General features: G+C 63.7%; 20 protein-coding genes. 14 read left to right on the top strand and 6 right to left on the bottom strand.

Going from position 1 to position 24,452, the window contains the following annotated elements:
• The first annotated feature begins 2 nt into the window (after positions 1-2).
• From ABJ363_02475 to ABJ363_02455, 5 genes are all read left to right on the top strand, one after another.
• Positions 3-962, top strand: coding sequence for a tripartite tricarboxylate transporter substrate binding protein (locus ABJ363_02475; protein ID MEP4377839.1), 960 nt, complete (start codon positions 3-5; stop codon positions 960-962).
• Positions 963-1,131: 169 nt separating this feature from the next.
• Positions 1,132-2,004, top strand: coding sequence for a hypothetical protein (locus ABJ363_02470; GenBank protein MEP4377838.1), 873 nt, complete (start codon positions 1,132-1,134; stop codon positions 2,002-2,004).
• Between the two features lie 11 nt (positions 2,005-2,015).
• Positions 2,016-2,837, top strand: a complete 822-nt coding sequence (locus ABJ363_02465; GenBank protein ID MEP4377837.1) for an MBL fold metallo-hydrolase — start codon at positions 2,016-2,018, stop codon at positions 2,835-2,837.
• 14 nt (positions 2,838-2,851) lie between these two features.
• Positions 2,852-3,610 carry a hypothetical protein gene (locus ABJ363_02460; protein MEP4377836.1) on the top strand — a complete coding sequence of 253 codons (759 nt, stop codon included), beginning with the start codon at positions 2,852-2,854 and terminating at the stop codon, positions 3,608-3,610.
• A 5-nt stretch (positions 3,611-3,615) separates the two neighbouring features.
• Positions 3,616-4,539: a TRAP transporter substrate-binding protein gene (locus ABJ363_02455; protein MEP4377835.1), complete on the top strand. Its 924-nt coding sequence runs from the start codon at positions 3,616-3,618 to the stop codon at positions 4,537-4,539.
• A 22-nt stretch (positions 4,540-4,561) separates the two neighbouring features.
• Here ABJ363_02455 and ABJ363_02450 read toward each other — a convergent pair whose 3' ends face one another.
• The 4 genes from ABJ363_02450 to ABJ363_02435 form a co-directional block, all read right to left on the bottom strand.
• A complete protein-coding gene (locus tag ABJ363_02450) occupies positions 4,562-5,449 on the bottom strand; it encodes an NAD(P)-dependent oxidoreductase (protein MEP4377834.1) in 888 nt (295 codons plus the stop codon).
• Positions 5,450-5,482: 33 nt separating this feature from the next.
• Entirely contained in the window at positions 5,483-6,274 is a 792-nt protein-coding gene (locus tag ABJ363_02445) for a GntR family transcriptional regulator (protein ID MEP4377833.1), read from the bottom strand.
• Between the two features lie 132 nt (positions 6,275-6,406).
• A complete protein-coding gene (locus ABJ363_02440; protein MEP4377832.1) occupies positions 6,407-6,802 on the bottom strand; it encodes a YciI family protein in 396 nt (131 codons plus the stop codon).
• 42 nt (positions 6,803-6,844) lie between these two features.
• Positions 6,845-7,966: a Gfo/Idh/MocA family oxidoreductase gene (locus tag ABJ363_02435; GenBank protein MEP4377831.1), complete on the bottom strand. Its 1,122-nt coding sequence runs from the start codon at positions 7,964-7,966 to the stop codon at positions 6,845-6,847.
• Between the two features lie 197 nt (positions 7,967-8,163).
• Between ABJ363_02435 and ABJ363_02430 the strand changes: the two genes are divergently transcribed.
• The 4 genes from ABJ363_02430 to ABJ363_02415 are packed head-to-tail and all read left to right on the top strand — an operon-like array spanning position 8,164 to position 10,287.
• Entirely contained in the window at positions 8,164-8,628 is a 465-nt protein-coding gene (locus ABJ363_02430; GenBank protein ID MEP4377830.1) for an HPr kinase/phosphatase C-terminal domain-containing protein, read from the top strand.
• Positions 8,629-8,642: 14 nt separating this feature from the next.
• Positions 8,643-9,587 (top strand): RNase adapter RapZ, encoded by a 945-nt coding sequence (rapZ, locus tag ABJ363_02425; GenBank protein MEP4377829.1) that lies wholly within the window; start codon positions 8,643-8,645, stop codon positions 9,585-9,587.
• Complete coding sequence (locus ABJ363_02420) at positions 9,584-10,003, top strand: PTS sugar transporter subunit IIA (GenBank protein MEP4377828.1); 420 nt, start codon at positions 9,584-9,586, stop codon at positions 10,001-10,003. The genes rapZ and ABJ363_02420 overlap by 4 nt, the downstream gene beginning before the upstream one ends.
• A gap of 5 nt (positions 10,004-10,008) precedes the next feature.
• A complete protein-coding gene (locus ABJ363_02415) occupies positions 10,009-10,287 on the top strand; it encodes an HPr family phosphocarrier protein (protein MEP4377827.1) in 279 nt (92 codons plus the stop codon).
• Positions 10,288-10,342: 55 nt separating this feature from the next.
• Here the strand turns inward: ABJ363_02415 and ABJ363_02410 are convergent, their stop codons facing one another.
• A complete protein-coding gene (locus tag ABJ363_02410; protein MEP4377826.1) occupies positions 10,343-11,479 on the bottom strand; it encodes a porin in 1,137 nt (378 codons plus the stop codon).
• 392 nt (positions 11,480-11,871) lie between these two features.
• The gene (locus tag ABJ363_02405; GenBank protein MEP4377825.1) at positions 11,872-13,008 is read right to left on the bottom strand and encodes a porin; all 1,137 of its coding nucleotides are present in this window, start codon (positions 13,006-13,008) and stop codon (positions 11,872-11,874) included.
• Positions 13,009-13,344: 336 nt separating this feature from the next.
• Between ABJ363_02405 and ahcY the strand changes: the two genes are divergently transcribed.
• The 5 genes from ahcY to addA all read left to right on the top strand — a co-directional run bounded on the left by ahcY (position 13,345) and on the right by addA (position 24,375).
• Positions 13,345-14,772 carry an adenosylhomocysteinase gene (gene ahcY / locus ABJ363_02400; GenBank protein ID MEP4377824.1) on the top strand — a complete coding sequence of 476 codons (1,428 nt, stop codon included), beginning with the start codon at positions 13,345-13,347 and terminating at the stop codon, positions 14,770-14,772.
• A gap of 153 nt (positions 14,773-14,925) precedes the next feature.
• Positions 14,926-17,280: an ATP-binding protein gene (locus tag ABJ363_02395; protein MEP4377823.1), complete on the top strand. Its 2,355-nt coding sequence runs from the start codon at positions 14,926-14,928 to the stop codon at positions 17,278-17,280.
• The gene (gene tsaE, locus ABJ363_02390; protein MEP4377822.1) at positions 17,277-17,786 is read left to right on the top strand and encodes a tRNA (adenosine(37)-N6)-threonylcarbamoyltransferase complex ATPase subunit type 1 TsaE; all 510 of its coding nucleotides are present in this window, start codon (positions 17,277-17,279) and stop codon (positions 17,784-17,786) included. Before ABJ363_02395 ends, tsaE begins: the two co-directional genes overlap by 4 nt.
• A complete protein-coding gene (gene addB, locus ABJ363_02385) occupies positions 17,783-20,887 on the top strand; it encodes a double-strand break repair protein AddB (protein ID MEP4377821.1) in 3,105 nt (1,034 codons plus the stop codon). The genes tsaE and addB overlap by 4 nt, the downstream gene beginning before the upstream one ends.
• Positions 20,884-24,375 carry a double-strand break repair helicase AddA gene (gene addA / locus ABJ363_02380; protein ID MEP4377820.1) on the top strand — a complete coding sequence of 1,164 codons (3,492 nt, stop codon included), beginning with the start codon at positions 20,884-20,886 and terminating at the stop codon, positions 24,373-24,375. Before addB ends, addA begins: the two co-directional genes overlap by 4 nt.
• Positions 24,376-24,452: the final 77 nt, after the last annotated feature.

The raw sequence follows: 24,452 nt of genomic DNA, 5'->3' as shown, positions 1-24,452 counted from the left end.
ATATGCGTAGAACATTTATGAAATCAGTGGCCCTGGGTGCCCTGATGCTCGGTGTGGGTGTCAGCAGTGCCTTGGCGCAAGACAATTTTCCGAACAAGCCGATCACGATGATCCTGCCGCTTGGCGCTGGTGGTTCGCATGATCTGAATGCGCGTGTGCTCACGTCGATCCTGCCGCAGTATCTCGGCCAGGCCGTCATCGTGAAGCTCGTGCCGGGTGCGAGCGGGCAGACGGGCACGGCCGCGGCGGCGAGTGCGCCGGCCGATGGGTACACCTTGCTGTTCACCCACAACTTCTATGACCAGCTGCAACAGCATGTGAAAGAGCTGCCGTACAAGACGACCGAGGATTTCGTGACCGTCGCGCGGACCAACTCGGCTCGGATGTGCGCCATCGTGCGGTCCGATTCCCAGTTTAAGTCGCTGCAGTCGCTGTTCGAGTTTGGCAAGCAGAATCCGGGCAAGGTCGAGCTCTCCCATTCGGGTCAGTGGGGCGCGACCATGGTGCCGGCCGCGCAGCTGTTCAACTGGGCCAAGGTGCAGGTCAACATGACGCCGTATCGCGGTGGCGGTCCTTCGCTGCGTGCATTGCTGGCGGGTGATGCGGACGTGACCTTCCAGTTCCCCTCGACGATCCTCGGACAGGGCGACAAGGTTCGCACGCTGGGCTGTGTGCTCGACGAACCGACGCTCGGCAGCCCGCCGACATTCGCCTCGCTCGGCTACCCGGGTGAGATCGGTGAGATGCACCGGATCGTCATGGCGCCGCGCGGCATCCCTGCCGACCGGCTCGCCAAGCTCCGTGAGGCCTTTGTCGCCCTGCAGGAAGACAAGACCTACCAGCGCCTGATTTCGCGCCTGGGCGAGGATTCCAATCTCATGTCGGGTGACGATTATGAGAAGGTCCGCGTTGAACAGAGCAAGGACTACAAGGCGCTCGTCGAAAGCATGACCAGCGGCTGATTAGGCTTTCCGGATTTCCGGACGATGGGCGGCGGTCTCTTTCGGGCCGCCGCCTTTTTCGTTGTTCAACCCCGTTTGGGTGCGCGCGCTGGATTTGGTATGAACCACATGGTCACATGTGCATCTGTCGTGGCCGGTGATCACGAGAGATTCGACAAGACTACAGGCCATGGCATTCAGCGGTATTACGGAGCTTAGTCCCGGCAGCGTCTATGCGTTGCAAAACGCGTTCGAACTGAACGGGCGCATCAGCGCCTATCCGGATTCCGCACGCGGCTACTCGGTCTCCAACTGCTATCTCCTGAAGGCGGATGGCCGGTCGATGTTGCTCGACACAGGCTATACCGCGCATGAGACGGAGATTCTCGAACAACTCGGCAGTCTGGTCGAGCCGGATGCGCCGCTCTCCCTGTTTCCCCTGCGCATCAACGAATTCATGTCGGTGTCCAATGCGATGGCCATCGCCAGGCGTTTCAATGTTGTCGAGTGTTTCTCCAACGTTCCGGATATCGAAGAATGGATCGAGTTCGAAACCCTGCGGGGTGAGGAACGCAATCCGATCCTCAAGACCACGATCATCGAGCGCGGTGACCATTCGCAGGTTGCGCTGAGTCCCGGTCGGAAGGTTGATGTTCTGAATGCGCCGATCCGCTTGATCAGCACCCGGTGGATCTACGATGCGGCATCGAAGACCCTCTTCTCGTCGGACATGTTCAGTCATTTGTGGCGTGACCGTGAGGATGGCCCCTGGTTGCTCGGCGACAATGACACGGATGATGTTACGAATTATTCGTTCGTGCGATCGTTCCTTCTGAACACGCGCTATTGGTGGATCGAGGGCGGCAACCTGACGCCCATCCGCAAGGCCGTGGCGGATGTGTATGACCGCTTCGAGATAGAGAATATCGCGCCGGGGTACGGCACGATTCTGCGTGGACGCCGGCATGTTGATCGGCAGTTCCAGGTGCTTGACGATGTTCTCGATCAGCTCGACCGTACCAGGGTCGCGCCGGCCTATGTGCCGCGCGGTCTTGTGAGATAGGCAGACCCGTCATGGACATTGAAAACCCGTTGCCGCGCGAGATTGCGAGGGGCGTGTTCTGGTTGGGGGACTGCCTCGAGCAGTTTCACAAGGGAAAATCCTATCACTCATACAACGCCGCCTTCCTGCTGTGTGGCGACGACGCCTCGATGTTGATCGAAACGGGGCATCCGAAGGACTTTCCTGCCATCGAGCGCCAGATGATCGAGCTTCTGACGGCCGATCGCCCGCCGCTCAAATATCTTTTCGTCACCCACCAGGAGACCCCCCATTCGGGTGGACTCGGCCGGGTGTTTCAGAACTGGCCCGACATCACCGTGCATGGCGATGTGGCGGACTATCACCTGGCGTTTCCACAGCATGCCGACCGGCTGGTGTCGATGGAAGTTGGCGACGAGATCGACCTCGGCGGCCGGAAGCTCGTCGCCGTCGAGCCCGTCATCAGAGACCTGCGAACCACGCTCTGGGGTTTCGACACGGGCGCGAATTGCCTGTTTCCCGGCGATGGCCTCGCCTACAGCCATTATCATCAGGATGGTCATTGCGGCCTGGTCGCCGAGGAGGCGACGTCGCTCGATCTCGAAGATGTGCTTGCCGTATTTGCCGAGCGCGCGCTTTACTGGACGACCACCACCGACATGCGCATCTATGTCGATCAACTCGAGGCATTGCTGGACGAACTGGGTGTCGAGACCATCGCCCCGACCCATGGGTTGCCTGTCACCGATCTTGCCCTGACCATGCCGAAAGTGCGCGATGGGCTGATCGCCGAGGGTGACCCGGAACTGAGCGTCCGTCACATAAGCAATGTCGATCAACCTGAAGTTACCTGAAGGAGTTTGAACTGATGGACCGTGGAATTTGGGCAACCTGGTATGACCTGCCGGACGATGGCCGCGACGAATATCTCGACTGGCTCCACAGCGACTATCTTCCCGCATTGCAGGCGAAACCCGGCCTGAATTGGGTCGCCCATTATGAAAACCAGGGCGGCGGCGCCGACATGCAAAAGGTCCGCGACAATTTCCCCAAATCAGAAGGCATAGAGGGTGTCGGTACCGGCACTCAGTTCCTAATGCTGGCCGGTGCGGCGGAACCCTGGACGCTTCTCGCCCCGACGAGCGTAATCGACGACCAGAATGCGTTAACCGGTGAGGCGCGCAAGATGCTCGATCTGCGCCAGGGTATACGCCCGTGCATATTCTCGACTTTCGCGCGCATCGACGGCCCGGAAATGGGACTGCGCCCGGCGGGCACGACCCCGGGGCCGGCGATCCAGATGGGCAGCTTCCGCACGAAGACACTCGCCGATGAGTTTGATGTCGGCCAGTGGTACGCGCAGTATCGCCTGCCCGCCATGGCGCGGATGCCGGGCTGCATCGCCGCGCGGGTGATGGTCTCGCTCGCCGGCTGGGCCAAATACTCGGTGATGTATGAATTCACCTCGCTCCAGGCCCGACTCGAGAATTTCGAGGAGCCCCATGAAGCCCTCGCACTCGACGAGAATGAATGGACCGGCCGTGTCATCCGCTACACGATGCACACGCCCGGATCGCCAACTGTGGGTGAGCGTATTTGGCCACCGGTTGAAGAAGCGGCGGAATAGGCACCATGGCTGAGTTCGAGATCTGTTTTTCCGGCTATCAGGGGCCACGCTCGGTGCACAACCGGGCGGTCGGGGTGTTTGCCGAAAGCCTGTCCGCGTCGCTCGGCGACCGGGTCGCATTCGAGCATGTCCTCAACGTGACCGAGCAGGGCCGCAAGGCGGCCGACCTGCTCGACATGGTGGCGACCGGCGAGACCACGCTCTGTTATTTCTCGTCGAGCTATCTGGCCGACAAGGTGCCGGAGATCGCGCTGTTCGATCTGCCCTTCCTGATCCGCGACCGGGTGCAGGCCTATGCAATGCTCGATGGCCCCCTGGGCCGGCTGATCATGGACAAGATGGCCGAGGCGGCGGACTTCCGCATCGTCGCCTGGTGGGACAACGGCTTCCGGCATTTCTCGAACGGCATCCGGCCGATCCACACGCCCGAAGACTGCGAGGGTCTCAAGATCCGCACGCTGTTCAGCGAATTGCAGCAGGAGAGTTTCGCGGCCATGGGCTTCGAACCGGTGCCCCTCGATGTGGCCGACCTGCCGGGCGCGTGTGCGGACGGCACGGTCGATGCGCAGGAGAACCCGCTGACCAACACCTTCAATTTCGCGATCCACGAGCAGCATCGCTGGATCACACGGTCGGGGCATTTCTTCGGTCCGTGCGTGGTGCTCGCCCACAAGGCGACCTGGGATGGCTGGCCCGATGACGTCAGGGCGGCGGTCGAGGCGGCATTGGCGGCGGCGACGCCGGCCCAGCGCGGTTTCGCGGCGGGCGACGACGAGGAGATCGCGGTCAAGCTGGCCGACGCCGGTAACGAGCTTATCGACTTGTCCGAAGACGAGCGCGCGGCCTTCGTCGAAGCGGTGCGCCCGGTCACCGAGCGCACGATGCGGCGTTTCCGCGACGATCTGTTCGAGTATCTGCCGCAGGGATAGCGGCGGCTGATCGGCCTGGCCGTTATTCTGTCTCGCGGATCTCGTCGAAGACCGGATATAGCAGGCTGTAATCATCTTCCGCCATGCCGCGGTCGATGGCCTTGTTGAGGAACGCGCTGGTCTCCTTCGCGTAGCGCGCGTCCATGCCGAGACTCTCGGCCAAGCGCACGGCCATCCCCAGATCCTTGTTCAGATTGTATACCCGCGAGCGCGCGTCCCACTTCTCCGACAGGATATGCTTCGGGAAGCGTGCCTCCGTCGCGTAGCTGCGCGCGTTCGAAACATTGAACACGTCGATCATGTCCGCGAGCTTGAGTCCGGCGCGCTCCGCCATGCGGCCGGCCTCGCAGGTGGTCAGGAAGACCGCATGGACCACCATGTTGTGGATCAGTTTCATGGCATGACCCGAACCCACATCCCCCAGATAGAAAAGATTGTCGGCGATCGCGTCGAGCTTCGGACGGCAGGCCTCGAACGTGGCTTCGTCGCCGCCGACCATCAGGGTCAGCGCGCCGGCATCCGCACCCGTGGCCCCGCCGCTCATCGCCGCATCCAGATAGGTGATGCCGTGTTCGGCCGCGCGGGCTGCGATCCGCTCGGTGTCTTCGGGAAAGGACGTGGTCAGGTCGAAAATGATGGTGCCTTCGCCGGTCATGGCAAGCACCCCGTCGGGGCCTTCGAAGGAACTCTCGATTTCCGGCGTGGCGGGGACCACATAGACCATCATGGCGCCTGCTGCGGCCATCTCGCCCGGCGACATGACAATTATGTCCGAACGCGCCTCGAACGGGGCGCGCGCGTCCGCGCTGACGTCCCAAACGGCGGTCGCGTGACCGGCCTTGGCGAAATTGTCGGCGATTCCCCGGCCCATATTGCCGAGCCCGATGACACCGATTTCCGGTGTGGTCATGATTTTTCTCCGATTGGTTTGTGCCGGGGCCGGTCAGCCCCGTTCGGCGACGTAACTGTAGTTGGTGGTGTTGCAGCGGCTGACCCGCCATTCGATCGGGCGTCCGTCGATGGTCACGGCGACCCGGTCAATCTCGAGGAGGGGCGCGTCGGGCATCACCCCCAGAAGCTGGGCCTCCAGCGGGTCGGCCGCCACGGCACGCACGGATTCATCGGCCTTGGCAACCGTGACACCATACTCGCCCTGGAAAAAGCGATAGAGATTCTCCGGCAGCTTCGCGTCACCGCCCAGGCCCGGGAAAAGCTCCTGGGGCAGCGTGAGGCGCTCGACGATCGCGGGATCGTTGTCCAGCGAGCGCACCCGATGGAGCGCGATCACATTCGCGCCCGGACTGAGCAGCAGACGATCGCGCTCATGCTCGGTCGCCGGGCGTTGCTCGCAGGCGAGAACGCGGCTTACCGGCATGGCCCGTTCTCCGTCGGGGCCGATCAAGTTGAAATACAAGAACAGGGCGCGCCGCTCGGTATATTCGGAGACGAAGGTCCCGCGACCCTGGCGGCGTTCGAGAAGATTCTCGGCCACCATGTCGTTGAGCGCCTTGCGGACCGTGCCCTGGCTCACGGACAATTCGCGCGCGAGATCGAACTCGCTCGGCAGCACATCGCCAGGTTTCCAGTAATTGTCGATCAGCCGGCGGCGGATGACCTCCTCGACCTGGGCGTAGAGCGGTTTGCCCGGCGCCCGTTTTAGACGTGGCGCCCTGGTTTTGCCCGGCTTGGCTGTAGCCGGCTTTGCCTTGATTTCGGACTTGGCCTTCTTTGCCATGTGCCGTTCCGCCTCCCCGCTGTGGTCGCGCGGAAACGGGGGCTCCCTGTTGGGGGAAACGCGTGACGCCAGCCCTTTTTAATACGTTGTCGGTTGTGTGGGCGTCAATCGAGAGCCCGGTTGCCAAGGCGTTTAGTCGATCTCGCGCGAACCCGAGGCGAAGCCGACTTTTACCGTGATCGTGCCTTCATTGACGATCCAGGGTTGCACATGGAAATTGCGCGCGCCGGCGGCATGCATCGGATCGGTGGCCGCGATTTTCTCGGCCTCGGCGAAGTTCTCCGCGCGGATCACGACCATGCCGGAGCCCGACCATGTCTCGCCGCCGCGATCGCCCATCGGGCCGGCGGCGAACATCACGCCGGTATCCTCGAGCATCCGCTGATAGGCGAGATGCTCCTTGATGTTTTCCTGGATCGGCCCCATGCCGTCGGCCGGGTAGGTGAATACGACGAAAAGCGGTTTGCCGAGCATCGGGCCCGCGCTTGTCCGCTCGAGCATATGCTCCCAGGTTAGCGTATCCGACATGGTTTATCCCCTCGTTGCATGACCGTGCGCGCCCGGCGCGCGTCAGTCGTAATAGTCGTCGATTTCGAGCGGCAGGTCGATTCGTTCGCCGAGCTTCGAGGACTTGTCCATGGCCATGGTCAGCATGAGGTTGCGGTGGCCGTCCTGGGCCGTGGCGTGGGGCGTATCGAGGCCGGCGCACAGGCGCTGATACCAGGAGAAGGTCTCCTCGCGCATCGGACCCCAGAGCTGGCCGTTATAGATGTCTCCCGGCGGGTAGCTGGTCATGAAATCCACATGGCGCTGGAATTCCGGGGTGAACCCGTCCGGCGCGTAGCCCGCACCCTGGGGGATCTCGGAGGCGATGATCAAGTCGCGGTGGGTATCCTCGATATCGATCACGCCCTTGTCGCCGATGATGCCAATCTCCAGCCCGTAGACGGCGCCCGGCCAGATGACAGGTGCCGCCCAGGAGATGTTCATCGAGAACATGGTGCCGTCATCCATAGTGAAGATGCCGAAGGTGGAATCCTTGGTGCCGTATTGCGCCATCGCCTTGTCGTTGGACTGGGCATAGAGCGAGACCGGGGTCTTGCCCTCCATCAGCCACATGCACATGTCGAGCGCATGGGTGCCCGACACGACCATCGGCGTCAGGTTCTCGCGCTGGTTCGTGCGGGCCACCGTGGCGATGGGGACCATGCGGTTCATGATTGCGCGGGTCACGACGCCGGTGACTTCGCCGATCTGGCCGGTGACGAGCCGCTCCTTGACCGTCAGGAACCGGCGGCGGAACCGCTGGGTATAGCCGACCACGGCATCGACGCCGTTGGCTTCGATCGATTGGAGGACAGCGAGAGATTCACGCGCGTCCGTCGCCAGCGGTTTCTCGATGAACAGCGCGTGGCCCGCTTCCGCCGACATGATGGTCGGGGCCATGTGATGATTCTCGTCCGTCGCGATGATCACAGCGTCGACTTCGGGTCGCTTGATCAGTTCCTCGAAACTGGCGGTGTGGAAGTCGGCATTCGTGTCGGCGGCGAGCTTGGCGCGCAGATCGTCCTTGATGTCGCAAAGACCGAGCCAGCCGATGCCCGGATAGTCGCGTGCAAACTCCGCACGAATGCGGCCGATCGTGCCGCAGCCGATGACTGCCAGGCCGATAGTTTTCTTCTCGTCGCTCATTTCGATTCTCTCCGCTGCGCGCATTTCCAAACATGGTTGTCCGACCGGTCACCGGCCCTGCTGCGTTGTTGATATAGCATGTGTGGCGGCGCCCGGCTGTTCCGCCGGGGCAAAACTCACACGCGCTTGTGGAGACCTGTGCAAGGGCGCGCTAGAACGGATTGCGCATGGTGCGCAGCGGAGCCGGGGCAGGAACCATGACGGAATGTAATATTCGTGTTCACGCGACCTGTGTGGCGCTGCCCGATGCCGGCGGTGGCTGGGCGGGTTTGCTGTTGCGCGGCTCGTCCGGTGCCGGCAAATCGGACCTCGCACTTCGCCTGATCGACGGCGGGGCACGATTGGTGGCCGATGACCAGACGGAACTGCGCAGCGTCGACGGCGTGGTGATGGCAAATGCGCCGCGGTCGCTTGCGGGCAAGATCGAAGTGCGCGGTGTGGGCATAGTGGACTTGCCATATCTGGATACGGTCCCGGTCATGCTGGTCTGTGATCTCGTGGCGCCCGAGCTGGTGGCGCGCCATCCCGAACCGCGATTCACATGTCTCGCGGGTGTCGAGCTGCAATTGCTCGCCGTGGCGCCGTTCGAAGTGTCGACACCCGCCAAGCTTCGGCTTGGCGTTGTGGCCGTGCGTCACGGTATAGTCGGCGCGCGAAACTGAGCTGTTGAGCCGACATGTCCGGACCGAACCAGAGCGAGAAACATGACGCGGATGAGAGCGCCGTCGCGCCCTTGTCATTGGCGGGCCGGGTGCTGGTGGTCACGGGTCTGTCGGGTGCGGGACGGACAACCGCGCTCAAGGCACTCGAGGACATGGATTGCGAGGCCGTCGATAATTTACCCGTCCGCTTGATGGCGACCCTGGTGCGTCAGGGCCCCGCCGCCGGCCGTGGCCTGGCGATCGGGATCGATGTGCGCACACGGGACTTCAACGCAGACAGGTTTGCGCAGGAAATCGCGGCCCTGCGGGCGGCGGTTGATATCCCGGTCGAGATGCTTTTCCTCGACAGCGCCAATGATGTGATCGAGCGGCGCTACACCGAAACCCGCCGGGTGCATCCCATGGCCAGCGACCGGCCACTCGCCGACGGCATCGCCGCCGAGCGGCGGCTGTTGGCGCCGCTACGCGAGGCGGCAGATTTTATTATCGACACCAGTCACTCGAATATTCACGAGTTCGCGCGATTGTTGCGTGACCGCATGATGGGTGCGGCGACGGGCGAGGCGAATGTGCTGGTCACGTCCTTTTCGTACCGTAACGGTGTGCCGCGGGACGCCGATATGGTCATCGATGTTCGTTTCCTGCGTAATCCGCACTATGAACCGGCGCTCCGCCCGCTGACCGGACGGGATGACGGGGTCGGTGCCCATGTCGCGGCGGATCCGGATTTCGACGGGTTTTTTACGCGTCTGACGGACCTGCTGGCGCTCCTGCTTCCGCGTTTCAACGAAGAGGGCAAGAGCTACCTGACGATTGCGATCGGATGCACCGGGGGACGCCACCGTTCGGTCTATGTGGCCGAACGCCTGCGCGACTGGATTGCCGAACGCATGACCCATGTCGAACTGCGCCACCGGGAATTGTCTTTTGACCTCAACGCGGACCAGGACCCCAGATGATCGGATTAGTGCTCGTGACCCATGGCCGGCTGGCCGCAGAATTCGCTGCTGCCCTCGAACATGTCGTCGGACCGCAGGAACAGATTGAGGCGGTCTGCATCGACGCCGATGACGACATGGAACAACGCAGGAAAGATATTGTCGATGCTGCCACGCGGGTCGCACGGGGTATGGGGGTCGTGATCCTGACGGACATGTTTGGCGGGACGCCGTCAAATCTGGCGATTTCGGTGATGGATTCCAAGATTGACGGCGGGCCTGTCGAAGTAATTGCCGGGCTCAACCTGCCCATGCTGATCAAGCTGGCGCAGGCACGCGATGATCTGGAATTTCCGGCGCTTGTCGAGGCGGCACAAACGGCAGGCCGAAAATACATCAGCGTCGCGTCGGCGCTGCTGAGCACGAAGCCGGCGTAGAAAGCATGGCGGCGGACCCGCTTTCAGAGGTGGTCGAGATCACCAACGCCCGCGGGCTGCATGCGCGTGCGGCCGCGCAATTTGTGCGACTGGCGGAGACCTTCAACGCCGATATTTTCGTTGAGAAAGACGGTTCGAAGGTGCCCGGCACGTCGATCATGGGGTTGATGATGCTGGCCGCGGCGCCGGGCTCGCGGATCACGATCGGCGCATCGGGGGTCGATGCGCGCGCGGCACTCGATGCGCTGGTGGCGCTGGTCTCGGACGGGTTCGGGGAGGAATAGAAAACGGCGCCCCGATGACGAGGCGCCGTTCTCCTGAAATCCTGTCTTTCAGAGACTAGAAATCAAACTGGTTCGAGATGATCAGGACGGAACCGTCATTGTTCACCGCGACGGCCGTTGCGTTGATGTTGTCGGCCGAAACGGTATTGGCCGAGACGTTGATCTCCCAGCCCGGCGCCACGGCGTAGGCGACGTCCAGCGAAACGATCTGGATGTCGGTGTCACTGATGCCGGTGGTGTTGCTCTTGGTGCTTTCGAACCAGTTCAGGCTCACACCCCACGGGCCCGTCGTGTACGAGCCGCCGATCGTGTAATACGAACCGGAATCCGCACCACCCGCCATGGCTGCCGCAGTCTGGCCCGCTTCGGCGAAGTCAACATAACCCGCGCCAAGACCGAAACCAGCGAAGTTGACGGTCGCACCGACGGCGATCGTCTCCAGCTCACCCTCGGTGTCCGCACCGGCAGCGGTTTCGCTGTCGCCGAACTCACCGGTCAGGCTGACGACGAAGGACACGTCGTCAAACTTGCCTTCATAGTTGGCGCCGATGCCGAACACGTTCTCGAAGTCGCCATCATTGTCGGCGTCGGCTGTGGCCGGGCCGCCCGAGGTCTCACCCGAATCCGGGGTCAGCGACCCACCGAGCTGGAAGCCCGCGAAGCGCGGCGTGAAATAGGTCAGCTTCGTGGCATCGCCCGTGGAGGTGTTGCCGGTGGCGGCGACGCCGCCGCCGGTGCCGAAGGCGATAAAGTCGGCCACGTCGCCGTCGGGACCGGCCCGGCCGACGAGTACGTCATCACTCTCGACAAAGATGCGATCGGTGGCGTCGTCCTGGTCACCCATTTCGACCCGGCCCCAATTGTCACTGTCGACGAACGCCCAGGCCTCATCGGCGGCGGACGCGTCGCCGGCACCGGCATTCAGCTCGATGTTGACGCCGTACTTCAGGCCGTTGTCGGCCGTGGCGGCGGCACCGATGTTGATCTCGGACTCGTCGACCTTGAACTGGTAGCCGCGACCGGCGGTGGCCGAGACATCCTGGTCGACGAAACCGACCTGGAAGCGGAATTCACCGCCCAGCGTCACGCTGAGGGCGTCCTTCGATCCGACCTGGCCCGCCATGGACGGGGTCGCGATCATGGCTGCGCCGACGAGCGCACTCGTGCTCAGCCAAAGTGATTTCTTGTTCATGAAAATAATCTCCAACATGTGGTGGCCCGCGCCTCATGCGCGTGAACGTTATAACATCACAGTTCTCAGATACAAGTTATGTATCTGCCGGACCGCGCCGGGTCCAATTTCTCTGCGTTGCGTCCTCCACGTCGCTGGGATTTTGCTTATTGATTATCTGCAGTGGAAGTGCGGCCATCCTATTCGGATGTGTCCGGACTGCAATCTCGAACAGCGTTTGTCAGCGCTATTTTTCGGCGATGTTGCAGAAATACATCAATTATAAGAACGACTTGCATGATGTTTAAGCAACTGTGCCCAATATTTATGCAAGCCATCCCAAACCAAACACGGTACCCAACAGGAGTGCCGCGCGGGAGGTTGGATCAAGGGAATCCAAATATTGTGTTGGGCTAGAAATCGAACTGGTTGCTGATCACGAAAGCGGTGCCGTCGTTGTCCACTTCAATCGCCGTCGCGTTGATATTGTCACCTTCGGCCAAGTGGAGAGACGCCATCAGTTCCCAGCCGGGTGCCACGTCGTAAGAGGCATCGAAGGAGAGAATGTTGATGTCCGTGTCGCCGCCGCTGCCCGTTGGGTTGGACACCGAGCTGTCGAACCAGCCGAGGCTGACGCCCCAGGGGCCGGTCTTGTACGCCACACCGAGCTGGTAGTAGCTGCCCGCGTCGCCGCCGGCGGTGCGGGTCGCCTCCGCGACGCCCTTTTCGGCGAAGTCCACATACTCGGCACCGATGCCAAATCCGGCGAACTCGACAGTCGCACCCACACCGATGGTCTCGATTTCACCCTCGGTCGCGGCGCCGCCTGCGGTTTCGCTGTCGCCGAACTCGCCGATAATGCCGACTTCGATGGCGACGTCGTCGAAATTGCCCGAATAGTTTGCGGCAAGGCCGAGGACGTTCTCGAAATTACCGTCGGCGTCGGAATCCGCTGTTGCGGCGCCACCGGAGGTTGCGCCCGAATCGGGGGTCAGCGACGCGCCGACCCGGAAGCTGAAGAAACGCGGCGAGAAGTAGCTGATCTTGGTGTCATCGCTGGTCGAATCGACACCCGGTGCCGAGATGCCGCTGCCGGTGCCGAAGCCGATGAAGTCAGCGGGATCGCCGTCCGCGCCGGCCCGTCCGACCAGAATGTTGTGCGCGGCGATGTGCATGCGATCGGTCACATCGTCCTGGTCGCCCATTTCGACGCGGCCCCAGCTGTCGCTGTCGAGATAGGCATAGGCCTCATCCGCAGCCGATGTGTCGCCGGCGCCGGCATTCAGCTCGACGCCAACGCCATATTTGATGCCATTGTCTGCGGTATTGCTGGCCTTGATCTTGATCTCGGAATCGTCAACGAGGAATTGGTAGCCACGACCGCGCATCGCGGAGACATCCTGATCGATGAAGCCGATGTTGAATCGGAACTCGCCTCCGAGGGTGACACTCATCGCATCCTTGGATCCGACCTGACCTGCATGCGTAGGCAGGGCCAGAACTGCAACGCTTGCGAGCGCGCTGCCCCCAAGAAGAACTTTCTTAAACATCGCTCAATTACCTCCAAAGCGGTGCAGGCGTGGTTGTGATACCGCATCGCGTTTGCAGCCTGTTTGTTTTGTCGGAAGCGGTTGTAGCGGCCAACGGTTACAGGCGGGTTTCATGAGGCCTACAAGAAGATTTCATCACGTCGATGAATTTATCGGTAGGCGGCTTACTGCCGATGCGTAGCATTCAGGCAAAAGTTTGGCGACCGGGCATGGTGGGCGGCCTCACAGACGGGGATGGTGTTGCCCGACCGTCGGTTGTGGCGCACCCGGTTGCTCTGCTATATGCGCGCTCGCAGACGGGCGTACCCGTCGAACGAATTCAACTGGAGAGAATGCATGTCTTCCGCTGTCGAATCACCCGCCGGCGACGGCGATTACATCGTCGCTGATATTTCGCTGGCCGACTGGGGCCGAAAAGAGCTCGATCTCGCCGAAGTCGAAATGCCGGGCCTGATGGCGCTGCGCGATGAATATGGCAAGTCCAAGCCGCTCGCGGGCGCCCGCATCGCCGGCTCGCTGCACATGACCATCCAGACGGCCGTACTCATCGAGACCCTGCAGGCGCTGGGCGCCGATGTTCGCTGGGCGTCCTGCAACATCTATTCGACGCAAGACCATGCCGCCGCCGCGATTGCCGCGACCGGGACGCCCGTCTTCGCGACCAAGGGTGAGACGCTCGAGGAATATTGGGACTATGCCCACCGGATCTTCGACTGGGCTGATGGCGGAGTCCCCAACATGATCCTGGACGATGGTGGTGATGCGACGTTGCTGATCCATCTGGGCAAACAGGCGGAGACCGATCCTTCGGTACTCGACAATCCGGAGAATGAGGAAGAAGAGGCGGCTTATGCCTCGATCAAGCAGCGCCTCGCCGAACAGCCGGGGTGGTACTCGAAGGTCGCGGAGAGCCTCAAGGGCGTGACGGAAGAAACGACCACCGGGGTTCACCGCCTCTATGACATGGCGAAAGCGGGCACGCTCCTGTTCCCCGCGATCAACGTCAATGATTCCGTGACCAAGTCGAAGTTCGACAATCTGTATGGCTGTCGCGAGAGCCTGGTGGACGGTATCCGCCGCGGTACCGATGTGATGATGTCGGGCAAGGTCGCCGTGGTTGCCGGGTATGGCGAAGTGGGCAAGGGTTCTGCCGAATCCTTGCGCAACGCCGGCTGCCGCGTATTGGTGACGGAAATTGACCCCATCTGCGCCCTGCAGGCAGCGATGGAAGGCTACGAAGTCGTCACGATGGAAGAGGGTGCGGCTGTCGGCGACATCTTCTGCACCGCGACGGGCAATGTGGATGTCATCACCGTCGACCATATGCGGGCGATGAAGGACCGGGCGATCGTGTGCAACATCGGCCACTTCGATTCGGAGATCCAGGTCGGCGGGCTGCGTAATTTCAAATGGCAGAATATCAAACCTCAGGTCGATGAGATCGAGTTCCCCGACGGCAAGAAAATGATACTTCTGTCGGAAGGGCGTCTCGTGAATCTCGGCAATGCCACGGGCCATCCGAGTTTCGTGATGAGCATGTCCTTCACCAACCAGGTGCTGGCGCAGATCGAGCTGTGGAACAACAACAGCGACGGGAAGTACGGCAAGGACGTATATGTGCTGCCGAAGCATCTCGACGAGAAGGTCGCCACTCTGCATCTGGCCAAGGTCGGGGCAAACCTGACAGCGCTGACGGACAAGCAGTCCGAGTATCTCGGTATTCCGGTTTCCGGCCCCTACAAGCCCGAGGCCTATCGCTACTAACCGGCGGCCGCTGCATCGGCGGAAAGGAACCGGGTTGGCAAGGAAGCGGTTCATTCCGGGCAGACAAGTCACTAGACTCCGATCGTTCCGCCCGATTCGGGGCGCCGCGCCGGTCACATGGCCGGCCGGTATGACTGTGCGAGATTGCAGCGCGTGTCGATACATGTACTGATTCTGGTGATTGCCGCGATCGCGGGTGCTTCCGCTGTCGTCGGCTATGCGCTCGGCCGGTACTCGGGTGGCCGCAGAATGCGTGATGCCGAGGCATCGCGCTCCCGCCTCGGCGCGACGCTCGCCACCGTTCCCGGCGGTTTCGTGACCTGGCTCGACGGGGGCGACCCCGTCATTTCCGACGGCCTGGCCGCGATGCTCGATGACGGCCGCGCGGGCTTCGATGCGTTTCTGGCAAAGTTTGGCGAGGCCGACCGCCAGCGGATCACGCGGCTGGTCGAGGGACTCCAGACGCGCGGCGAGGGCTTCTCCCTGACGATGCTGACAATTGATGCGGGTCAGGCATTGCGGATCGACGGGCGTCGCGCGCGCGACGTGCCGCTCGACGTGTTGTGGGTTGCCGACGTGACCAACGAGACGGCCATCCAGTCCGATACCGCCATCCAGCTGACGGCAGCCCAGGTCGAGAGAGACGGCTATCGGGCCATGCTGGATGCGTTGCCGATCATGGTCTGGCGACGAAGCCGCGACCTGTCGCTGGCCCAGGTCAACCGCGCCTATGTGGAGGCCATCAGTCCGGATTCCGATGACGGCGAGACGCGACCGTCAGAGCTTGAGGATCTGGAAACCAATGTCGAGGCACAGATCGCCGCCCGCGCGCAGTCGACCGGGACCCCGCAGTCGGAAAGCCGGCATGTGGTGATCGACGGCGCGCGCCGGCTGCTGGAGTTCAACGAGGTGTCCGCCGGCGAAATGGGTGTGATCGGCTACGCGGTCGATTTTACCCAGTTGGAAGAGGTGCAGGAGGAGCTGTCGAGTCATGTCGCGGCCCAGAGCGACGTGCTCGAGAACCTCGCCGTTGCGGTGGCGATCTATGGCTCGGACACGCGATTGAAATTCTACAACAGCGCCTATGCCCGCCTGTGGGACGCCGATCCCGGGTGGCTCGATAGCGAACCGACGCTCGGTGACGAGCTCGAGACGCTGCGCGACCGCCGGCTTGTGTCCGAAGAGGTCGATTTCCGCGCCTACAAGCAGGAGCAGGTCGCACTGTTCACATCCCTCATCGCGCCGACCGAGACTCTGGTCCATCTGCCGGATGGCAAGACCTTGTTCAAGCGCGTCTCGCCGCATCCGCTGGGTGGCCTGATGTTCACCTATGAGGATGTGACGGATCGCCTGACGATGGAGGCGCAGTACAACACGCTCATCGAAGTCCAGCGCCGGACCCTGGATAACCTCTATGAGGGTGTCGCGCTGGTCGGCCCCGATGGGCGCCTCAAACTCTGCAATTCGGCCTACAGCCGCATCTGGCAGTTCAGCGAGGCCGACCTTGCGGGAGAACCGCAGATATCCGACCTGGTCGACAAGGCGCGGCACTTCTACGCGGTCGATGATGAGGCCGCCTGGGATGAGCGCCGGAAGGAAATCATCGGTCGGCTGATGTCGCGCGAGCCGGTTTCCGGAACCCATGAGCGCGCCAACGGCACGGTCATCCAGTATACCGGCGTGCCGTTGCCCGACGGCATGATGCTGATGACCTATTTTGACGTCTCGGATTCGAACCGGGTCGAACGGGCGTTGCGCGAACGCAACGAGGCGCTTGAGGAGGCCGACCGGTTGAAGTCGGAGTTCGTGGCGAATGTCTCCTACGAGCTGCGCACGCCTCTGAACACGATCATCGGATTTGCCGAAGTGCTGAATGGCGACATGTTCGGTCCGCTGAATGAGCGGCAAAGCGAGTATATCGGTGGCATTCTCGAGGCCAGCGAGGCCTTGCTCGAATTGATCAACGACATCCTCGATCTGGCGACGATCGAGGCCGGGTATATGACGCTCGACAGGGTCCAGTTCGATATTCACACGATGATTGCCGGCGTGTTTGCGCTGAATCGCGAGCGCGCACGGGGCAAGGAGCAGAAACTGGTTCTCGATTGTGCTACGGATATCGGATCGATGTATGCCGACGAACGGCGCCTGAAGCAGGTGCTGTTCAATCTGGTCAGCAACGCCATCAAGTTTACGCCAGATCGCGGTGTGATCACCCTGTCGTCGATAAGCCTCGACGAGGATATCGAGTTTCGGGTCTCGGATACCGGGGTCGGGATTCACGTCGATGAGCGCGAACGGGTGCTGGAAAAATTCGAGCGCGGCAACCGGCCGCGTGGGCGGCAATCGGGCGTGGGTGCCGGGCTCGGGTTGAGCCTGGTGAAGAGTTTCGTCGAACTGCACGGCGGTGATGTCGCGATCGAATCGGCGCCCGATGAGGGCACCGCCATCGTTTGCCGTCTGCCACGTCGGTCGACGGCTCCTGATACCGCGGAAGAGGCGGTATGAACGCCCAGGGGTCGGCGCTCGAGCCGAACCGGGCGGGCGCGGACGGATATGCCCGGCGCTTCGATCTGCCTGATGCGGCGTCCACCGTGGCGCTGGGGGCGGCGCTGGCGCCACACCTGCGCCGTGGCGACCTGCTCGCGCTGGCGGGCGATCTCGGTGCGGGCAAGACCACGCTGGCGCGTGGATTGATCGGTGGGCTGGGTTATGGCGGTCCGGTGCCGAGCCCGACCTTCACGCTCGTGCAGCACTATGAGACCGACCCGGTTCCCGTCTGGCATTTCGATCTCTATCGCATCGGCCATCCCGATGAGGTCGTTGAGCTCGGCTTCGACGACGCGCGGGCAGAGGGAATCGTCCTGCTCGAATGGGCGGAACGGCTGGGTGCCGATCTGCCGGCAACGCGGCTGGATGTCCAGCTCGACTACGCGGCATCCGGGCAAACGCGGGTCGCACGGCTTTCGGGGCCGCGGGCGTGGGCGGAACGGCTGCACGACCTGCACCCATGACCGGGCCCGCGCGCGAGGCGACCACGGCCGGGTCTGGCGCGTTGCCGGCGCCGGGGCTCTATTCGATCGCAGCGCACCGGCCGTTTCTCGCGGAGCTGACATCCAGAATCCTGTCCGCGTCGGTTGCCGATGACGATCCTCTGGCGCTGGCACGAACGACGATCCTGTTGCCGACCCGGCGGGCCTGCCGTGCGATGCAGGATGCTTTTTTGCGCCTGACCGATGGCGCCCCTCTGGTGTTGCCGCGATTGATTCCGATCGGCGATATCGACGAAGACGAGATGCTGCTGACCGGGGAGCCGGCGGCCCTGCTTGAGGTCGATGCCGAGGTGCCGCCCGCGGTGCCGGAACTGCGAAGGCGGATATTGTTGGCGCGGCTGCTGCAGGCGCGGCCGCTCGGCCAATCCCAGGAACTGTCGGTCGATCACGCGATCGAGCTGGCCGGCGAGCTTGGTCGATTGCTGGATCAGGTGCAAACAGAGCGGCTCGATTTCGATGCGCTCGAAAACCTGGTTCCCGATGCCTATGCCGCCCATTGGCAGGAGACGCTCGGCTTCCTGAAAATTCTCACCGAGACATGGCCGGCGGTGCTGGCTGGGGAGGGCGCGATTGACCCGGCGGAACGCCGCAACCGCCTGTTGCATGCACGGGGTGCGGCGTGGCGTCGTAATCCGCCGCGTGACCCGATTATCGCCGCCGGGAGTACGGGCAGCATTCCCGCGACGGCGGACCTGCTTGCGACGGTGGCAGGGCTGCCGTCGGGATATGTCGTGCTGCCGGGTCTCGATCGAATGCTCGACGCGGACAGTTGGGCCAGCTTGGATTCCGGCCATCCCCAGTTCGGATTGCGGCAATTGCTGCAGCGGTTGGAGGCGGACCGGATGGATGTCGCGGAATGGCCCGCCACGGCGCCGGCACGCGGGTCGGGCCCGGCGCGCGAACGCCTGGTCGGCGAAGCCTTGCGTCCGGCAGCTACGACCCGGGCCTGGCGTGAGGAGCGCGGGAGCATCGCACCCGAAGCATTGCAGGGTGTCGTACAGATTGAAGCACAGGAACCGCATGAGGAGGCCGGCATCATTGCGCTTGTCTTGCGCGAGGCGCTGGAGACCGAGGGCCGTACCGCTGCGTTGATCACGCCCGATCGGGGACTCGCGCGCCGGGTGGCGTCGATCTTGGGCCGTTGGAGCGTCGATATCGATGACAGCGCCGGCACACCGCTGGCGGAAACACCTCCCGGTATCTTCCTTCGGCTGGCAGTTCGGGCGCTGCATGAGGACCTGGCGCCTGTGCCGCTCCTGTCGTTGCTGAAACATCCCCTGGCAGCTTTCGGACGATCACCGGCGGAATTTCGGGCAATGGCCCGGGAGCTGGAGCGTCTGGTCTTGCGCGGCCCGCGCCCGGCGAGCGGATTCGATGGCCTGCGGTCGGCTGCGCAAACGCGTCAGTCGCATGCGCTCGACCGCGCGGCGGAAGGACTCGCCGCGCGCGATAACGCCGATCCGCAAGACTATGACGGCGTTCTCGCGTTGATCGACAGGATTGCCCACATCGGGGCGCCGGTTGCGGCGCTACAGCGCGCGCCGGCGGTGATGCTGCCGGACTATGTGCGCGCGCATATCGCGTTCTGCGAGGCGCTGGCCGCGAGCGACGAGATGACCGGGGCCGCCCGGCTATGGAGCGGTGATGCCGGGGAGGCGCTCGCGACTTTTGTTTCTGAATTGTTGGAGGCCGGCGACGGTCTCGGACCGATACCCCCGGGGCGCTATCCGGCCCTGTTCGATTCGCTGCTGGCCGGACGCATGGTGCGGCCCCGATTCGGGGCGCATCCGCGCCTGGCCATTCTCGGGCCGTTGGAGGCGCGGTTACAGCATTTCGACGTGACCGTTCTGGGCAGTCTGAACGAAGGGAGCTGGCCGCCGGACCCGTCCGTGGACCCGTGGATGGGGCGGACGATGCGTGCCGATTTCGGGCTGCCGTCTCCCGAGCGCCGGATTGGATTGAGTGCGCATGATTTCGCTCAGGCATTTTGCGCGGGAGACGTCGTCCTCACCCGGTCGGCGCGGGTGGACGGCGCCCCGAGCATGCCGTCGCGCTGGCTGACCCGGCTCGATGTCGCGACGCGCGCGCTGGACCTCCGGACCGACCCCGACGCCGAGACCCGCGCGCAGGCCTATCGCGATTGGTGGCACGCGCTGGATGGTCCCGGTGAGCGACAGGATGCGGACGCGGTGTCGCTGGCGGTGCGCCCGCGGCCGTCGCCGCCCGTCGCGGCTCGCCCGCGAAGATTGTCGGTCACCCAGATCGAGACCTGGATGCGTGACCCGTATGGGATCTATGCCCGTGAGATTCTCAAACTGCGCGCCCTGCCACCCCTCGACCAGAATGCCGATGCGGCGATCTATGGCTCGCTGATCCACGATATTCTGGATGTATTCCTGGCGGACTTGCCGCCGGGCCCGCTACCGGCAGACGCGGGTGACCGGCTGCACGCACATGGTGAGGCCGCACTCGCGCCCTATCGCAGCGTGCCCGCGGTCTGGACCTTTTGGTGGCCGCGATTCCTGCGTATTGCCGATTGGGTATTGACGGTTGAGGCCGGGCGCCGGGCCCGTCTGGAGGCGACCCATATGGAAGTCAGCGGCGCGATTGAGTTTGACGCCCCCGGCGGTCGGTTTCGCCTGACGGCGCGTGCCGACCGGATCGACGAACTGGTCGGTGGTGGGATCGCCGTTATCGACTTCAAGACCGGCGCGCCGCCGACCAAACGCGAGGTGCAGGCCGGATTTGCGCCGCAGCTGCCGCTGGAGGCGGCAATGGTGTCCCAGGGCGGCTTTCCGGGCATTCCGGCCAAACCGGTCGAGGAGCTGGCCTTCTGGCGCCTGTCGGGCGGGCGTGAGCCGGGTCAGGTGCGTGATGCGGCCGATGACCCTGCGCAAACCGCCGCCGAGGCCCTGGACGGGGTCAAGGCGCTTGTCACCCGGTTTGACGACCCGGAAACCGTGTATGAGGCGCGCCCGCGCCCCGATCGCGCGCCGGCCTATTCTGACTATGAGCATCTGGCGCGGGTCAAGGAATGGGCGAGCGGGGAGGCGGACGAATGAGCCTCACGGATTTCGACCCCGAATTGCTCGAACGGGTCAGCGCGCGGCAGCGCGATGGCGCGAATGCCGAAGTCAGCGCATGGGTGTCCGCGTCGGCCGGCGCGGGCAAGACCCGGGTCCTGCGTGACCGGGTGTTACGGCTGTTGCTGGCGGGCGTGGCGCCGCAACGGGTGCTCTGCCTGACCTTTACCAAGGCCGCGGCGGCGGAAATGGCGCGGCGAATAAATGCCGAGCTGGGAGACTGGGCGGTCCTCGACGACGACATGCTCGCGGCGCGGCTGGCAGATTTGCTGGGGGCGCCGCCGCCGGACGACGCGGCCCGCCGCGCGCGGCAATTGTTCGCGCAGGTGCTCGAAGCCCCGGGCGGCATGAAGATCATGACGATCCACGCCTTCTGTCAGTCGGTGTTGCGGCGGTTCCCGCTGGAGGCAGGCGTGGTGCCCCATTTCCAGGTGATGGAGGAACGCGACGCGGGCGAGTTGCTGGAGGATGCCAAGGCGGCACTGCTGGCCAGCGCGCATATGGATGACGGCGACCTGGGTCTGGCCGTCGCGAACGTGGCCGGCCGTGTGCATGAAACAAGGTTTCCCGATCTTCTCAACGAGATTTCCCGCGCCCGGGCGCCCTTTGCCGAGATGTTGCAGACATTCGGCGGCCTCGACGGTGTGTGCGCACGGATTGCCGAGATTCTCGATGTGACACCCGATACCGATCCGGTCGAGGTGCTTGCCGGTGCATGCGCGGAAGGTTCGTTTGACGGTGCCGCGCTGCGCCATGCGGCAGGCGCGCTCGCCGGGGGTTCGAAAACAGACAAGGAACGCGCGCAGCTGATGGGTGACTGGCTGGCCGGCGTCACCGCGGCGCGCGTCGAGGGATTCGATGCCTATGCGTTGGCCTATCTGACGAAAGAAGGAGAGCTGCGCGCGCGCCTTGCGACCAAGCCGGTCAAGCAGAAGAATCCCGACGTCGAGGCGGTCGTGCGGGCCGAAGGCGAACGGCTGCTGGCGGTCCACGAGATGCTGCGGAAGGCCGATCTCTATCAGGCGAACAGCGCGCTGGTCCGGCTCGCCGCGGAGCTCGTCTCGCGATACGAGGCGCGCAAGGCATCAAGCGGCCGGCTGGACTATGACGACCTGATCGCGCGCACCCGCGCCCTGCTGCGCGGTGACGGTGCGGCGGCCTGGGTCCTGTTCAAGCTGGATGGCGGTATCGATCATGTGCTGATCGACGAGGCGCAGGACACCAATCCCGAGCAGTGGGATGTCGTGCTGGCTCTGGTCGAAGAATTCTTTGCGGGCATGGGGGCCGGCGAAGAAGCCGCCGAAGCCGCCGGCCTGCCCGCGCGCAGCGTTTTTGCAGTCGGGGATGCGAAGCAGTCGATCTACGGTTTCCAGGGCGCCGACCCAAGCCGCTTCGACGCAGTCCGCAGGTTTCTCGAGACCCGCGCCGGGGATGCGCGACGGGCATGGAACAATGTCGCGCTCGACTTTTCGTTCCGTTCGGCGCGGCCGGTGCTTGAGGCGGTCGACCGGGTCTTCGCGGAACCGCGAGCCGGGGCCGGCGTGGTCGATCCCGACACGCCCGTACAGCACACTCCGTTGCGCAGCATGGCGGCGGGTCGGGTCGAGCTCTGGCCGCCGCTCGTGGTCGACAAGCTGGACGACCCCGAACCCTGGAAGCCACCCGTCGATCCGGTCACCCGTGCCGGCGCGATGGAGCAACTGGCCGATCTGATCGCGACATGCACGGCCGACTGGTTGGCCTCCGGCGAGATACTCGAGAGCCAGGGACGCCCGATCGCGGCCGGCGATATCATGGTTCTCGTGCGCCAGCGCGGCGACTTCGTCGAGGCTCTCGTGCGGGCGTTCAAGGCCCGTAACGTGCCGGTTGCCGGGGTCGACCGCATGGTCCTCAGTGAGCAGATCGCGGTGATGGATCTGCTTGCGCTGGGCGCGTTCCTGTTGCTGCCCGAGGATGATTTGACCCTCGCGACCCTGCTCAAGAGCCCGCTGATCGGTTTCGACGAGGATCTCCTGTTCAAGCTTGCCCATGACCGGGGCGAGGTCAGTCTCTGGCGGACGCTGGTGCAGAACCGAGACGCCCACGCCCTGTTTGGTGAGGCGCATGACCTGCTCTCCGATCTGCTGGGGCGGGTCGATTTCGAGCGCCCCTACGAACTGTATGCCGGTGCGCTGGCGCGCGGCGGCCGCGCGCGGCTGTTTGCGCGCCTGGGGGCCGATGCGGCGGATCCGATCGATGAGTTTCTTTCTCTCGCCCTGGCCTATGAGCGCAGCCATGCGCCCACCCTTCAGGGGTTTTTGCATTGGGTCGCGGCGGGGCAGGCAGAGGTCAAACGCGATCTCGACCAGACCAGTGGTGCGGTGCGCGTGATGACCGTACACGGTGCCAAAGGCCTGGAAGCGCCGATTGTTTTCCTGCCCGACACGACGCGCCTGCCGCGCATGCTGCCGAATATATTGTGGGATGAGGACGAAAAGGGGCCGTATTTCCTCTGGCTGCCGCGGGCCGATGATGCCGATGCAAAGGCTCAGGCGTTGCGTGAGCGGGTGCGCGCACGACGCGATGAGGAATATCGCCGGCTTCTGTATGTGGCCATGACCCGCGCCGAGGAACGCCTTTATATCTGCGGCTGGAACGCGCCCGCCGAGGGTTCCTGGTATGATCTTGTGCGCCCGGCGCTGGCACCCGTGGCGCGGGCGGTCGAAGAACCTGTTTTGGCATCCATCGCGACCGAGGAGACACCGGTTCTGCGCCTGTCGGCACCGCAGCGCGGCGAGGTCAAACAGGCCCGGACGGGCGCTGACAGACCGACCGCCGTACCGCCAATCTGGATGGGCCAGCCCGCACCGCCCGAACCGACACCGCCGCGGCCGCTGGCCCCGTCCGATCCGGGTGAAGACCCGCCGGTGCGCGCGCCCGTCGGGCCAGAGGATGACGGTGCGCGTTTCGCGCGAGGGAATATCCTGCACCGATTGCTGCAATGGTTGCCTGCGCTGGCGCCGGATATGCGGCGTGATTCGGCGCAGCGCTATCTCGCGCGACCCGGGCTGGCGCTTGAGCCCGCCGCCCAGGCCGCGCTTGTGACCGAGGTGATGGCTGTTCTGGAATCGGCCGAGTTTGCCCATTTGTTTGGTCCGGAAAGCCTGGCCGAGCTGTCGATCACGGGAACCGCGACCGCACCGGACGGCACAATTTTTGTGATTTCCGGGCAAATCGATCGGCTCGTGATTTCCGACGACCGGGTCGCGATCGTCGACTACAAGTCGAATCGCCCGCCGCCCGCGAATGCATCGGATGTGGCCCCGATTTATCTGCGCCAGATGGCGGCTTACCGGCATGTTATCCGGCAAACCTGGCCTGATCGCGCAGTCGACGCCTTCCTGCTCTGGACCGATGCGCCGCGTCTGATGGCGTTGCCGAACGCGCTGCTCGATCCGTACGCACCGGCCGGCCGCACGCCTGTGTGATCGTTCGGTGAAGTCCGAATTCTTGACGACGCAACCAAGTGAACCTAGTTTCATGGCCAACCAAAGTCATACCGAGG

The organism is Alphaproteobacteria bacterium (assembly GCA_039980135.1).
GTDB lineage: Bacteria > Pseudomonadota > Alphaproteobacteria > UBA6615 > UBA6615 > UBA8079.
The sequence above is the reverse complement of the archived record's forward strand: the minus strand, read 5'-3'. Positions and strand labels throughout refer to the sequence as shown.